Raw genomic sequence first — 13,822 nt, forward strand, 5'->3', positions numbered from 1 at the left:
CCGCCGGCCCTGCGTAGACTGCCGCCATGTACTGGCTCAGCCGCCACCGGATGCTGTTGCTGACCATCCTGGTGATGGTCGGTGGCACCGTGCTGTGTGCGGTGGCCGCCGGCCACTACGCCTGGCGGCGCGCCCTGGGCGAGGAAAGCAGCCAGGTACAACGCCAGTTGCAGTTGTATGGCCAGGGCCTGCAGCAGCGCATCGACCGCTTCGGCACCTTGCCGCAGGTACTGGCACTGGATCCGGATCTGCTGCACGCGCTGCGCGTACCGCCCTCGCCCACCGAACGGCAGCGGCTGAACCTCAAGCTGCAACGCGCCAATGAAGTCACCCGTGCCTCAACCCTGACCCTGGTCGGCCACGATGGCGTGGCGGTGGCGGCGAGCAACTGGGACCAGCCGACCACCAACGTCGGTGAGAACTACAGCTATCGTCCCTATTACCGCCAGGCGCTGGCCCAGGGCCGCGGCCGCTTCTACGGCATCGGCATGACCACCGGCGTGCCCGGCTACTACCTGTCGCAGGCCATCGAGGAAGACGGCAAGCGGCTCGGCGTGGTGGTGATCAAGGTCGAGCTGTCGGCACTGGAGCAGGAGTGGCTGAGCAGCCCTGACGTGGTGCTGGCCAGCGACGACCACGACGTGGTGTTCCTGGCCAACCGTGACAGCTGGCGCTACCGCCTGCTGCGCCCACTGGGCGCCGATGAGCGCCGCGAGATGCTGGACGCCCGCCAGTACGCCGATCGCACCCTGCAGCCACTGCGCGCACGTACCGAGGATGTACTGGCCGATAGCGGCCGCATGGTGCGCCTGCTGGATCCGGCATTGCCGCAGCCGATGCTGTGGCAGAGCCTTGCGCTGCCGGCCGAAGACTGGAACCTGCACCTGCTGCACGACGCCAGTGCCGCCACCGCCGCCGGCCGTGCGGCCGCGCTTACCGGAGGTGCTGCGTGGCTGGCGCTGGGCTTCCTGGTGCTGTTCGTGCAGCAGCGCCGGCGCCTGGCCAAGCATCGCCTGCGCAGCCGCCGCGAGCTGGAAACCCTGCTCAAGCAGCATGCACAGGAACTGCGCACCGCACAGGATGGCCTGCTGCAGGCCGCCACCGATGCCGACAGCGGCCTAAGCCGCAGCCTTGAACACCTGCCGCAGGGCGTGGTGGTGATCGACCGGGACCTGCGTCTGGTCGCATGGAATTCGCGCTACCTGGAACTGTTCCGTTTCCCGCTGGACCTGGTGCGCGTGGGGCGGCCCATCGAGGAACTGTTCCGCTTCAACGCACGCCGTGGCCTGCTCGGTCCCGGCCCGGTCGACGAGGCCATCGAGCGTCGCCTCAACCACCTGCGCAGCGGCCGTCCGCACATGCGCGAAAGTGAGAAGGACGACGGTACGGTGCTGGAAATCCGCGGCAACCCGCTGCCCGACGGCGGTTTCGTCACCAGCTACGCCGACATCACCAGCTACAAGAATGCTGCACGCGAACTGCGCTCGCTGGCCGATGCACTGGAACACCGCATCGCCGAACGTACCCACGACCTGGACGAAGCACGCCGCGAGGCCGAACAGGCCAACCGCTACAAGACCCGCTTCGTCGCCTCGGCCGTGCACGACCTGCTGCAACCACTCAACGCAGCACGCATGTTCGTCTCGGTGCTGCGCGGCAAGCTGAGCGACCCGGCGCAGCAGCAGACCAGCGATCACATCGACGCTGCATTGGCCGCGCAGGATGCGATCCTCAACAGCCTGCTGGATATCGCGCGGCTGGAATCGGGCAGCCTGCCGACCCGTGTGCAGGCGTTCCGGCTCGGGCCGCTGCTGCAGACACTGGCGCGCGAATTCGGCATCGCCGCGCAGTCACGTGGCCTGGTGGTGGACTGGGTCGATACCGATGCGGTGGTGGTCAGCGATGAAGCGCTGCTGCGCCGCATCCTGCAGAATTTCCTGTCCAACGCGCTGCGCTACAGCGAGCGCGGTCGCGTGCTTCTGGGCTGCCGTCGCCGCGAAGGCCTGCTGTGGATCGAAGTGCACGACCAGGGCCCCGGCATCCCCGATGCGTTGCAGGGCGAGATCTTCGAGGAATTCCGCCGCCTGCACGACGGCCAGCAGCGCGGTGCCGGCCTTGGCCTGGCCATCGTCGACCGCATCGGCCGCCTGCTCGGACATCCGATCCGGCTGCGCTCGCAGCTGGGCCAGGGCAGCGTGTTCGCCGTGGGCGTGCCGTTCGGCGACGCCAGCGCGATACCCGCCACCGCGCCCGCGCCGGTGCTCGCGCAGGAACCGGCGGCGGACAACCCGCTGCGAGGGCGCCGGGTGTGGGTGATCGATGACGATCCGCACGTGTGCGCGGCCAGCCGCGCGCTGCTGGAGCGCTGGGGCTGCGAGGTGCTGCTGGCCGATGGCCCGCAGGCAGCGCTGCAGTTGGCCACGACGGCAACCGTGCCGGAGCTGGTGCTGCTGGATGTGCGCATGGGTGACCACCACGGCCCGGTGCTGTACGAGACATTGGCAGAGCTGTGGCGGGCCCGACCGCCGGTGGTGCTGGTCACTGCCGAGCGCGATGCGGGATTGCGTGAGATGGCTGCCGAGCGTGGCTGGGGAATGATGGCCAAGCCGGTGAAGCCGCCGGCGCTGCGAGCGCTGATGAGTCAGTTGCTGATCCGGCATCGCGGGTGATTCCAGCCAACGGCGCAGCCCCTCGTGGGTGGAGGCGTAACGCGGTTCATGGGTGAGGCCGGGTAGATGGGCTGCGCAGGGGTCGCTGCAAGTACGTCCCTGTAAGCTCGGTCGCCGCATCCATGCGGCTCACGCCCCTGCGCAGCCCATCTACCCGACCACGGACAAGTTCCGTGCGCGTCCACCCACGGAGAAGAAAAAGAAGATCAAAAGCGGATCGCGCGCTGCGCTTGCTCGTGTAAAGCCGAGCCCATGCTCGGCTCTACAAAAGGCGGCCTGACAGCCTGCTTTTGCTTTTGATCTTTTTTCTTCTCCGTGGGTGGCAGGCCACCGAAATCTGTCAGAGGCCGGTCGGGTTGGGTGCGCGGGGGTGTCAGCCGCATGGATGCGGCTGCCAAGCCTCCAGGGACGGATTCACGGCGTCCCCCGCGCACCCTCCCCGACCGGCCCACTCGCGGCTTCTGCTTTCAGCGACCAACCCAAACCCACCCACGAGGGGCTGCGCCGTTGGCTGGAAACTACAACCCGATGCCGGCGTCGCCCTCGGGCTCCAGCGCCTTCACCAGCACTGCCGCCTGCGTGCGGCTATGGCATTCGAGCTTCTTCAGGATCGCGGTGACATGCACCTTCACCGTGTTCTCGGCCAATCCCAGCGTATAGGCAATCTGCTTGTTGAGCAGGCCATCGGCCAGGCACAGCAGCACGCGGAACTGCTGCGGGGTCAGCTGGGCCAGGCGGCTGGCCAGCAGTGCGTCGGCCTCTGAGCGTTCGGCGGCCATCGCCGGGAACCACAAGCCGCCATCAAGGACCGCCTGCACCGCCTCGCCGATGGTCTCGGCCGGGGCCGACTTCGGGATGAAACCGGCGGCACCGAACTGCTGGGCGCGGCGGATCACACGGGGGTGGTCGTTGGACGAGAGGATCACCACCGGAATGTCCGGATGCGAGCCGCGCACGTGCAGCAACGCGGAGAAACCGTGTGCACCGGGCATGGTCAGGTCGAGCAGCACCAGGTCCACGTCCGGGTGCGCGTCGAGTGCTTCGGCCAATGCCTCGGCGCTGGCGACCTCGCGCACCTGCGCCAGCGGCAGGCTCTGCCGCAATGACTGCACCACCGCCGAACGCAGCAGCGGGTGGTCATCGGCGATCAGGATGGTGTATTCGCTCATGCCGCCATTGTACGGGCAGGCCGTCGCCTCAGCGCCCTGCCGGCTCCACGCTGCTGCGCCAGGCATCGAGGAACTGGCGGCGCTTGAGTGCATCCAGGTACACCAGCAGGCCCGGGCCCAGCTGGATCGGGCGGCGGCTGCGGCCGGGCGCATCGTCGCCACGTGCGCTGCCGGTGACGATCGGCATCAGCCGTGCCTCGCGTGACAGCACCTGCTGGCCACGCGGCGACAACAGGTAGTCGAGGAAGCGCCGGGCTTCTTCCGGGTGTGGGCCGGTGCGTGGAATCACCGCGGTACGCAGTACCACCAGCGTGTAGTCCTCAGGCTCCACAATCGCCAGCGGAGCACCCGCGTCGATGCGCGCCTGCGCGTAAGAGCCGAGCACGTTGTAGACCAGCGACAGCTGTCCGCTGGCCACCTTGTCCAGCAGCACGCCGGTGCGCTCCTCGCGCACCACGTCGTTGTCGCCCAGTGCGCCCAGCAGCGCACCGGCGATGCTGCCACGCTGCGCATCCTGCGTTGACAGCAGGTAGCCGACGCTGCTGCGTTCGATGTCATAGGTGCCGACCCTGCCGCGCAGCGGTGCGCCTTCGGCGCGCAACCGGTCCAGCAGTTGCCGGCGCGTGTGCGGCACCCTCGCAGCCGTCAGCGCGCGGGTGTTGTAGACCATCACCACCGGCTCATAGCTGATGCCGAATGCCTCGTTGCGCCACTGCGCCCAGGCCGGCAGCGCGGCGGTCTGAGCGGAGCGGTGCGGCAGTGCATGACCATCGTTGACCAGCTTGGTCTGCAGGTCCATGCCACTGGAGATCAGCAGGTCCGGCGATGCCGGTCCGCCGCGGTCGTGCAGGTACCGCGCGTACAGGTCCTGGGTGATGATGTCCTCGTACACCACTTCGGTGCCCGGGTGCAGCCGCTGGTAGTCGGCGATGACCACCGCGAACACTTCGATGTCGGTGGTGCCGTGGATGCGCAGCTGTGCCGTGGTCTTTGCCTGTGCGGGAAAACGGCGCACATCGCCGGGCGCAGCCAGCACCGGCAGGGCCAGCAGCAAGGCAACGGCAGCAGTGAACAGGCGGATCATGGACTGCTCCGGGGCAGGCGGATGGTGGCGATCAGCCCGCCCTGAGGACGATTGCTGAGGTCGATGCGGCCACCGTGGCTGTCGACCACACGCTTGACGATGGCCAGGCCCAGCCCGGCGCCGCCGGACGGCGCGCCCTCGCCACGGGCGAAGCGCTCGAACACGCGTTCGGCATCGGCGGCGGCAATGCCGGCACCGTGGTCGGCGATAGTCAGCACGGCCTGCCCGCCTTCCACGGTCAATGCGATCTGCAACGGCCCATCACCACCGTACTTCAACGCGTTGTCGACCAGGTTCTTGATCGCCTCGCGCAGCAGCAGCGCATCGCCATGCACCTGTACCGGCTCGGCGGTCATCGCCAGCTGCACGCGCGGCGCCGGGCCGGCCTGCGGCAGCGCTTCATGCAGGGCCTGGTGCACGGTCTCGGCCAGATCCACTGCAGCAAAGCGCTGCAGATGCGAACGATGGATCACGCTGGCATCGCTGAGCAACTGATTCAACAACCGGCTCATGTGGGTGGCGTTGCGCTCGATCGCCTGCAGGCTGCGCCGCATGTCTTCGGGATCGTCGTCATCCAGCGCCAGCTGTGCCTGCGCACGCAATGCCGCCAACGGCGTGCGCATCTGGTGCGCGGCCTCGGCCATGAACGCGCGCAGCGTCTCGTTGCTGCTGGACAGCCGTTCCATGAAGCGGTTCAACGCCGCCACCATCTGGTCCATCTCGCGCGGTACACGGGCATCCAGCGGCTTCAGGTCGGAGGGCTCGCGGCGTGACAGCTCGCGTTCCACCCGCACCAATGGCCGGAATGCGCGATGCACGCCAAAGGCCACCAGCGCCAGCAGCAGGCCGGACAGCACACCGATCGCCAGCAGTGCGCGGTTGACCATGTCCTGCGCGACCGCTTCACGCGCACGCCGGGTCTGGCCGACCTGCACCTGTACTTCGCCCTGCGCCGAGGCGGCGGCGAAACTGCGGCCGACCACCACGAAGCGCACGGTCTCGCCACTGTACGCCGCATCAAACAGCTGCGGTTGCGTGCCGGGCCGGCGCGGCGGCGCCGGCAGGTCTCCATAGCCGGTGATCAGGTTGCCACGGCTGTCGGCGACCCGATAGAACACGCGGTCCTCCGGGGCCATCGCCAGCAGGTCCAGCGCCGCATAGGGCAGATCGACCTGCCATTGGCCATCGACCAGGGCCACCGAATCGGCAATGGACAACGCCGAGGACACCAACAGGTGATCGTAGGAACGGTTGGCGGCGCGCTGGCCATAGCCGCGCGCGGCAAACAGCAGAGCCACCGCGAACACCGCCAGCAACGCGCCGAGGTAGAGCAGCAGCGTGCGCCGCAGCGAGCCCGGTGCGGCGTTCGCGGTACGCGCGTCAGCCATCGGCGTCGGCGCTGTCATCACTGGCTTCCAGCAGGTAGCCAACGCCGCGCACCGTGGTGATGCGCAGCGGTGCACCTGCCAGCTTCTTTCTCAGGCGCCCCACATACAGCTCGATGGCATTCGGGCCGGCTTCATCGTCGAAGCCGAACAGGCCATTGCCTATCTCATCCTTGCCGACCACCTGGCCGAGGCGGCCGACCAGAATCTCCAGCAGCCGGTACTCGCGGTTCGGCAGTTCGATCGGTTCGCCGTCGAGGCTGACCCGGTGCGCGGCATTGTCGAACTGGAAGCCACCGATCTGCACCACTTCGCTGGCCTGGCCGCGCGCGCGTCGCAGCAGCACGCGGCAGCGCGCTTCGAACTCGCGGAAATCGAACGGCTTGCCCAGGTAATCGTCGGCGCCGACGTCCAGCGCCTGCACACGGTCTTCGATGCCGTCGCGCGCGGTCAGCATCAGCACCGGCGTGCTGTCGCCGCGCTCGCGCATGCCGGCCAGCACGCGCAGGCCATCGAGCTTGGGCAGGCCGATATCCAGCACCACCAGGTCGAAGCTCTGGTAGCGCAGCACGCTGGCGGCGGCCAGGCCATCGGCCTGCCAGTCCACGGCGTGGCCGCTGCGACGCATGCGACGGATGATCGCATCGGCCAGATCCGGGTTGTCTTCGACCAGCAGCAGGCGCATGGGCACGGGGGTGGGAGGGGAAACGAATGCTACCGCATGCCGCCGCCGCGCTTGCCGGGCGTGGCCCAGTGAGCGCAGTGGCCGGTTTTACGCTGCACCGCACAATCCGTTGACAGGACGATGACAGCTTGCCCGACCCAGACTGCGGCCGCGCACCGTCCGGTGCCCACGATTGCCGCGCGCCTGGCGCGCACCTGGGAGGGTTTGTGGAATTCACGTTTGCCTGGCGGCGCCCTGCCGCCATGATGGCGCTGGCTGCCCTGTCGGCGCCGGCCTTTGCCGCCGAAGATGATCGTCCGGTCACGGCTTCGCTCGGAGGCCGCCTGCACCTGGACTTCGCCACCTTCGACAACGACAACCGCGGTACGCCGAACAAGGATGACACCGAGATCCGCCGTGCCTGGGTCGATGTGTCCGGCAAGTTCTTCGTGGTCGACTACAAGCTGGAAGCCGATTTCTCCGGCGACCGCGTCGAGGCCAAGGACGTGTACCTGGCACGCAGCTTCGGCAAGGCCGGCAAGCTCACCGTGGGCCAGTTCAAGCAGTACTTCTCGCTGGATGACCGCACCAGCTCCAACTACGGCAGCTTCCTGGAGCGCGGCAACGCCGGCACCACGCTGGCGCCGCTGTATCGCCTGGGCGCATCGTGGCAGGCCAACCCCGGCGACTTCACCTGGGCGGCCAGCATCTACAGCCTGGAAAGCATCGACGCCTGGCAGGTGAAGGGCCGCGCCGCCGGTGGCCGCGTCACCTGGGCGCCCTCGCCCAGCGAGGGCGACGTGCTGCACCTGGGCCTGTCGCTGGCCCGTGAGGCCTACGACAACCCCGGCGCCAACGGCACCCCGGGCCTGAGCATCCGCCCTCGCCCGGCCGGCCATCTGTCCGATGAAAGCCGCCTGACCCTGGTCAACTTCTCCGCTGGCCGCGATACCGACGTCAACAAGTGGTCGCTGGAATACGCGCAGGTGCGCGGCCCGCTGTCGTGGCAGGGCGAATTCAGTGGCGCCACCTTCGACGACGGCGCGCAGCGCGGTGACGTGATGGCCGCCTACGGCATGCTCAGCTGGTTCGTCACCGGCGAAAGCCGCGCCTACGACCGCAAGACCGGCCGCTTCGCGCGGGTGAAGGACATCCGCCACAAGGCCGGTGCCTTCGAAGTGGCGCTGCGCTACGACCAGATGTGGGGCGCACAGCACCTCGACGGTGCACCCGACCTGCGCCGCGGCAGCACCGAAGCGTGGACGCTGGGTGGCAACTGGTACCTGCGCGACAACCTGCGCTTCATGCTCAACGTGATCGAAAGCCGCAACCGCGACCGCCTGGCCGGGGTCACGGTGGACCGCACGCGCGCAGTCACCGGCCGCCTGCAGTACGACTTCTAAGCCCGGCATCCCGGGCACGCCGCCCGGGCCTTTTCCGCTCCCCCACGTCCTGTTTTCGCAAGGAGTCCGCAGATGATGCTGAGCATCCTCGGCTTTGGCATGGTCATTACGTTCATGTACTTGATCATGAGCAAACGCCTGTCGCCGCTCGTCGCCCTGATCACCATCCCCATCCTGTTCGCGCTGATCGGCGGCTTCGGCGCCGGCATCGACGAGATGATGCTGGAGGGCATCAAGAAGATCGCGCCGACCGGCGTGATGCTGATGTTCGCCATCCTCTACTTCGGCGTGATGATCGACGCCGGCCTGTTCGATCCGCTGGTGCGGGTGATCCTGCGCTTCGTCAAGGGCGATCCGATGAAGATCGTGCTCGGCACCGCGGTACTGGCGATGCTGATCTCGCTCGACGGTGATGGCTCGACCACCTACATGATCACCGTCTCGGCGATGCTGCCGCTGTACCAGCGGCTGGGCATGAACGCACTGAACATGACCTGCGTGACCATCCTCGCCGGCGGCGTGATGAACCTGACCCCGTGGGGCGGCCCGACCGCCCGCGCGGCCACCGCGCTGCACGTGGACCCGGCCGATGTGTTCGTGCCGCTGATCCCGTCGATGGTGATCGCCTGTGCCGGCGTGCTGCTGCTGGCCTGGTACCTGGGCCTGAAGGAACGCCGTCGCCTTGGCGTGGTGACCCTGCCCAAGGGTGGCAGCTGGATGGACAACAGCGTGTCCGACGACAGCAACCCGCTGCCGACCGTGGAAGACGCCGAGGACATCAAGCGCCCGAAGCTGCTGTGGGTCAACCTGGCCCTGACCGTGGCGCTGATGACCGCGCTGATCATCGGCGTGCTGCCGATGCCGGTGCTGTTCATGGTCGGCTTCGCCATCGCCCTGGTGATCAACTACCCGAACCTGGCCGAGCAGCGCCGCCGCGTGGTCAACCACGCCGGCAACGTGCTGTCGGTGGTGTCGCTGATCTTCGCCGCAGGCATCTTCACCGGCATCCTCAACAACACCGGCATGGTCGAGGCGATGTCGCACAGCTTCCTGGCGGTGATCCCGGAATCGTGGGGCCCGTACCTGGCGGTGATCACCGCAGTAGCGTCGATGCCGTTCACCTTCTTCATGTCCAACGACGCGTTCTACTTCGGCGTGCTGCCGATCCTGTCCGAGGCCGCCGGCAACTACGGCATCACCCCGGTGGAGATGGCGCGCGCCTCGCTGGCCGGCCAGCCGGTGCACCTGCTCAGCCCGCTGGTGCCGTCCACCTACCTGCTGGTTGGCCTGGCCAAGGTCGAGTTCGCCGACCACCAGAAGTTCACCCTGAAGTGGGCTATCGCCATCTCGATGCTGCTGATGGTCGGCAGCCTGCTGTTCGGCCTGTACCCGCTCGCGGCCTGATCCCTTACCAAAGGAGCCTTCTGCAATGACGCTTCGAATCGCTTACGTCACCAGCGGCATGGGCAGTGTCGGTACTGCCATCTGCCAGAGCCTGGCCCGCAGCGGCCACACCGTGGTCGCCGGTTGCGCGCCGAACTCACCGCGCAAGGCCAACTGGCTGCGCGAGCAGCGCGAACAGGGCTTCGACTTCATCGCCTCCGAAGGCAACGCGACCGACTGGGCCTCGACCAGCGCGGCGTTCGCCAAGGTCCGCGCCGAAGTCGGCGAGGTGGATGTACTGGTCAACAATTCCGGCGGCAGCCGCGACCTGCTGTTCCGGCAGATGACGGTGGAAGACTGGAACGCGGTGATCGCCTCCAACCTCAATGCGCTGTTCAACCTGACCAAGCAGGTGGTGGACGGCATGGCCACGCGGGGCTGGGGCCGCATCATCAACATCGGTTCGGTCAGCGCCCACAAGGGCCAGATCGGCCAGGTGAACTACGCCACCGCCAAGGCCGCGATGCATGGTTTCAGCCGTGCGCTGGCCGCGGAAGTGGCCTCGCGCGGGGTGACCGTCAACACGTTGTCGCCGGGTTATATCGCCAGCCAGGCCATCAGCAGCTTCCCGCCGGATGTGCTGGACCGGCTGGCCGCCTCGGTGCCGGTGCGACGCCTGGGCCGTCCGGAAGAAGTGGCCGGCCTGTGCGCATGGCTGGCCTCGGATGAAGCCTCGTACGTGACCGGCGCCGACTATCCGGTCAACGGTGGCCTGTACATGGGTTGAGCCCCTCTCCACGCAGCGCGTGGACCGCCTCCCCCACAGAGTGCGCGGGGCCGGTGAACCTTCGCTTGCGAGGGGGATCCGGCCCCATTTTGTTTCTGCATTTCTGAGACGCACTTCCCGATGCATCGGCAGAACCGGTGCTATACCTGCCAGCGCTTGCCGCGCCCAATGGACGAACGGCTGACATCGCGGATCAAGGAGGTTGGCATGCGTGCAATGCTGATTGCGCTTCTTGCGGTCGCCACCACGCCACTGGCGGCAACCCCACCCGCTGCCACTGCAGAAGAGGCGGACGCAACCTGGCGGCTCGTGGAGCGCTGGTCCTTGCAGCTGGCACGCTCTGACCTTGTCGCGCAGCTGTCACCACTGGCTCCGGCCGGCTCGCGTTCGGAAGCAGAAAGGGGCCGGGGCGACAGCGCCACCATCGATCTGGCGCCATTCGTGGTCGCTGGGAGGATCAGGGCGCCTTCTGGCCAGATCCACACCGACGCGTCGGGGCGAATCATCAAAGGCATTACGCTGTCGCTGGGCGGCGCCTGCATCTCGCGAAAGCAGATGGGTCGTCGCTACCCCGACTTCAACGTCCTTTCCGTCCCGTCAGGGCATAGTCTGGACGAGTCGACGGTGTTCGGCACGGTACTGAACGGCATCCAGATCGGGTTCTCATTCTCCGAACATGATCGTGACTGCATGGACCAGCTCAAATTCAGCTGGCCCGGTGAGCGCTTCTGATTCCCACCGGCATACCGCCATGACGAACAGGTTGCAGAACGCACACCACTGCCCTGCATCGTTCGTTGGTTTTCCGTAAAGAAGGTTTCATGTTCCGTTCGCATAGTGGCCATGCACCGCGCACGCGTGCCGGTGACCACCCCCAATGCAACGGACCACCATGCAGACCCGACACCTGACGATCGCCGTGGCGATCGCGCTCTCCGCCGCCGCCAGCGCCCATGCCGCCACCGCCGCCGATGCCGGCGCCAGCACCGATGCCGCGCTGAGCGCGCAGACGCTGGATACCGTCTCCGTGATCGGCCAGGGCGAGACCCGCCAGGTGCAGCGCATCACCGCCGTCGACAAGCAGGTGCTGCCGCCGGGCACCAGCGGCCAGAAGATCCTCGACCGGCTGCCGGGCGTGTCGGTGCAGTCCAACGATGCCTTCGGCGCCAACGAAGAATCGCAGACCATCAGCCTGCGCGGCTTCGACAAGAGCCGCCTCGGCTACACGCTGGACGGCATCCCGCTGGGCGACAACAGCTACGGCAACTACAACGGCCTGAGCATCGCCCGCGCGATCATCGCCGAGAACCTGGCCGGTGCCGAACTGTCGCAGGGCATCGGTTCGCTGGGCGTGGCCTCGACCAGCAACCTGGGCGGCACCATCCAGTACTTCTCGATGGACCCGTCCACCGAATTCGGCGGTCGCGCCAGCGTCACCGTTGGCGACAACAGCCAGCGCCGTGGCTACCTGCGCGTGGATACCGGCGACATCAACGGCTTCTCGGCCTACGTGTCCGGCGTGCACCAGGACCAGGACATGTGGGCTGCGCCGTACCAGAACCAGACCACCCGCCAGTTCAACGCCAAGGCGGTGTGGAACGTGGGCGACCATCGTTTCGGTGCGTTCGTGGCCACCTCGCGCGCCAGCCAGGCCAACTACGCCTACCTGTCCAAGGACATGCTGGCACGTGGCCTGGGCTATGACTGGAACATCTACGCGCCGGACTGGGATCGAGCCGTGGCTGCTGCGTACTGCGCGCCGGGCACTCTGGACCGCAGCAAGTGCAGGTTCAGCGGTGGCGTCACCAGCATCGACGATGCGTACTACCAGAGCCGTGCACTGCGTGACGACAACCTGTACTCGGTGGATGCCGACCTGCGCCTGGGTGAGCAGGGCCGCCTGAAGCTGCTGGCCTATCACCACGACAACCGTGGCCAGGGCCACTGGTGGGCACCGGGCCAGCCGTCCTACCCGGGCACCGACAAGATGCTGCCGATTTCGATCCGCAGCACCAACTACACGATCAACCGCGATGGCCTGACCGCCGCGCTGTCGTGGACGGTGGGCATCCACGAACTGGAAGCCGGCCTGTGGTACGAGCAGAACGACCATAACGTTTCGCGCAACTTCTACTACATCAGCGGCCCGTTCCTGGACGACCTGTACCTGAAGAACCCGGACCGCCTGCTGTTCAACCAGGACTTCGACATCCGCACGCGCCAGTTCTACGTGCAGGACCGCATGCGCTTCCTGGACCAGCGCCTGACCGTGGACGTGGGCATCAAGAGCCCGAACACCCGCATGCGCGCCACCGCCAACCCCGGCGTGGAAACCAGCATCGCCTCGGGCACGCTGACCGCCAAGGAATCGGTGCTGCCGCAGCTGGGCCTGGGCTTCAAGCTCAACGCCAACAACGAGCTGTTCGCCTCCTACGCCGAGAACATCGCCGCCTTCGTCGGTGGTGGCAGCGGCGGCCCGCTGCAGGTGTCGCCGGAATCGTTCGCGGCCAGCGCCGGGCTGGAGCCGGAGAAGTCCAAGAGCCTGGAAGCCGGCTTCCGTACCTTCGGCGAGAAGTACCAGGCGTCGATCGCGGGCTACAACGTGAAGTTCGACAACCGCCTGCTGTCGCTGAACCCGTGCTCGAGCATCGAAGTCGGCACGCGTCCGGAGTGCGTGACGCGCTTCATCAACGTCGGTTCGGTGAAGAGCTACGGCGCGGAACTGACCTTCATCCTCAAGCCGATCGACGGCCTGCAGTGGTACAACGCGCTGTCCTGGAACAAGACCACCTACGAGGACGACTACCTGTCCGGCGGCGCGGTAGTGCCGGTGGCCGGCAAGATCACCGTGGATACGCCGCAGCGCATGGCCTCCAGTGAAATCAGCTGGAACCGCGATGGCTTCTTCGCCAGCCTGCGTGCCAAGTACACCGGCAAGCGCTACTACACCTACACCAACGACCAGTCGGTGCCGGGCGTGACCACCTTCGACGCCGGTGCGGGCTACGATTTCGGCCCGGGCCTGGGCCTGCGTAACGTGCGGGTGTCGTTGAACGCGACCAATCTGACCAACAAGCGCTATGCGGGCCAGCTGAGTTCGTTCGCACCGACCGATCCGGAGGGCAAGCGCTATGCGATCCATGCGAGTGCGCCGCGGCAGCTGTTCATGACGGTGGCGGCGGAGTTCTAAGTCGAAAGCGGGCGCTGCGGCGCATCAGTACCGCAGCGGGGCGAGGTGGGACGGGCCGAGGCAGGACACGCCGCAAGTACGTCCCTGT

10 protein-coding genes are annotated in these 13,822 nt (G+C 67.2%); 6 read left to right on the forward strand and 4 right to left on the reverse strand.

What is annotated here, in order from left to right; translation table 11 throughout:
* Positions 1–26: 26 nt before the first annotated feature.
* Positions 27–2,669 (forward strand): PAS-domain containing protein, encoded by a 2,643-nt coding sequence (locus tag N7573_RS15560; protein ID WP_279912281.1) that lies wholly within the window; start codon positions 27–29, stop codon positions 2,667–2,669.
* Between the two features lie 518 nt (positions 2,670–3,187).
* On the opposite strand, the gene N7573_RS15565 is transcribed toward N7573_RS15560, so the two are convergent.
* From N7573_RS15565 to N7573_RS15580, 4 genes are read right to left on the reverse strand one after another with little or no spacing between them, the layout of a single operon-like run.
* Complete coding sequence (locus tag N7573_RS15565; protein ID WP_005414428.1) at positions 3,188–3,838, reverse strand: response regulator transcription factor; 651 nt, start codon at positions 3,836–3,838, stop codon at positions 3,188–3,190.
* Between the two features lie 28 nt (positions 3,839–3,866).
* Positions 3,867–4,922, reverse strand: coding sequence for an ABC transporter substrate-binding protein (locus N7573_RS15570; RefSeq protein WP_049400238.1), 1,056 nt, complete (start codon positions 4,920–4,922; stop codon positions 3,867–3,869).
* Positions 4,919–6,310, reverse strand: coding sequence for a sensor histidine kinase (locus tag N7573_RS15575; protein WP_032129112.1), 1,392 nt, complete (start codon positions 6,308–6,310; stop codon positions 4,919–4,921). Before N7573_RS15575 ends, N7573_RS15570 begins: the two co-directional genes overlap by 4 nt.
* A complete protein-coding gene (locus tag N7573_RS15580; protein ID WP_049463657.1) occupies positions 6,303–6,992 on the reverse strand; it encodes a response regulator transcription factor in 690 nt (229 codons plus the stop codon). The genes N7573_RS15575 and N7573_RS15580 overlap by 8 nt, the downstream gene beginning before the upstream one ends.
* 242 nt (positions 6,993–7,234) lie before the next feature.
* Here N7573_RS15580 and N7573_RS15585 point away from each other — a divergent pair, with 242 nt between their 5' ends.
* From N7573_RS15585 to N7573_RS15605, 5 genes are all read left to right on the forward strand, one after another.
* Positions 7,235–8,374 (forward strand): porin, encoded by a 1,140-nt coding sequence (locus tag N7573_RS15585; protein ID WP_049400240.1) that lies wholly within the window; start codon positions 7,235–7,237, stop codon positions 8,372–8,374.
* A gap of 75 nt (positions 8,375–8,449) precedes the next feature.
* Complete coding sequence (locus N7573_RS15590; protein ID WP_012481220.1) at positions 8,450–9,778, forward strand: CitMHS family transporter; 1,329 nt, start codon at positions 8,450–8,452, stop codon at positions 9,776–9,778.
* Between the two features lie 25 nt (positions 9,779–9,803).
* Positions 9,804–10,544 (forward strand): acetoacetyl-CoA reductase, encoded by a 741-nt coding sequence (gene phbB, locus N7573_RS15595; protein ID WP_005419193.1) that lies wholly within the window; start codon positions 9,804–9,806, stop codon positions 10,542–10,544.
* A 207-nt stretch (positions 10,545–10,751) separates the two neighbouring features.
* Positions 10,752–11,276 carry a hypothetical protein gene (locus N7573_RS15600; RefSeq protein WP_279913511.1) on the forward strand — a complete coding sequence of 175 codons (525 nt, stop codon included), beginning with the start codon at positions 10,752–10,754 and terminating at the stop codon, positions 11,274–11,276.
* A gap of 160 nt (positions 11,277–11,436) precedes the next feature.
* Entirely contained in the window at positions 11,437–13,734 is a 2,298-nt protein-coding gene (locus N7573_RS15605; RefSeq protein WP_121504407.1) for a TonB-dependent receptor, read from the forward strand.
* Positions 13,735–13,822: the final 88 nt, after the last annotated feature.

Origin of the sequence: Stenotrophomonas sp. GD04054 (assembly GCF_029836955.1) — a bacterium.
Lineage (GTDB): Bacteria > Pseudomonadota > Gammaproteobacteria > Xanthomonadales > Xanthomonadaceae > Stenotrophomonas > Stenotrophomonas maltophilia_A.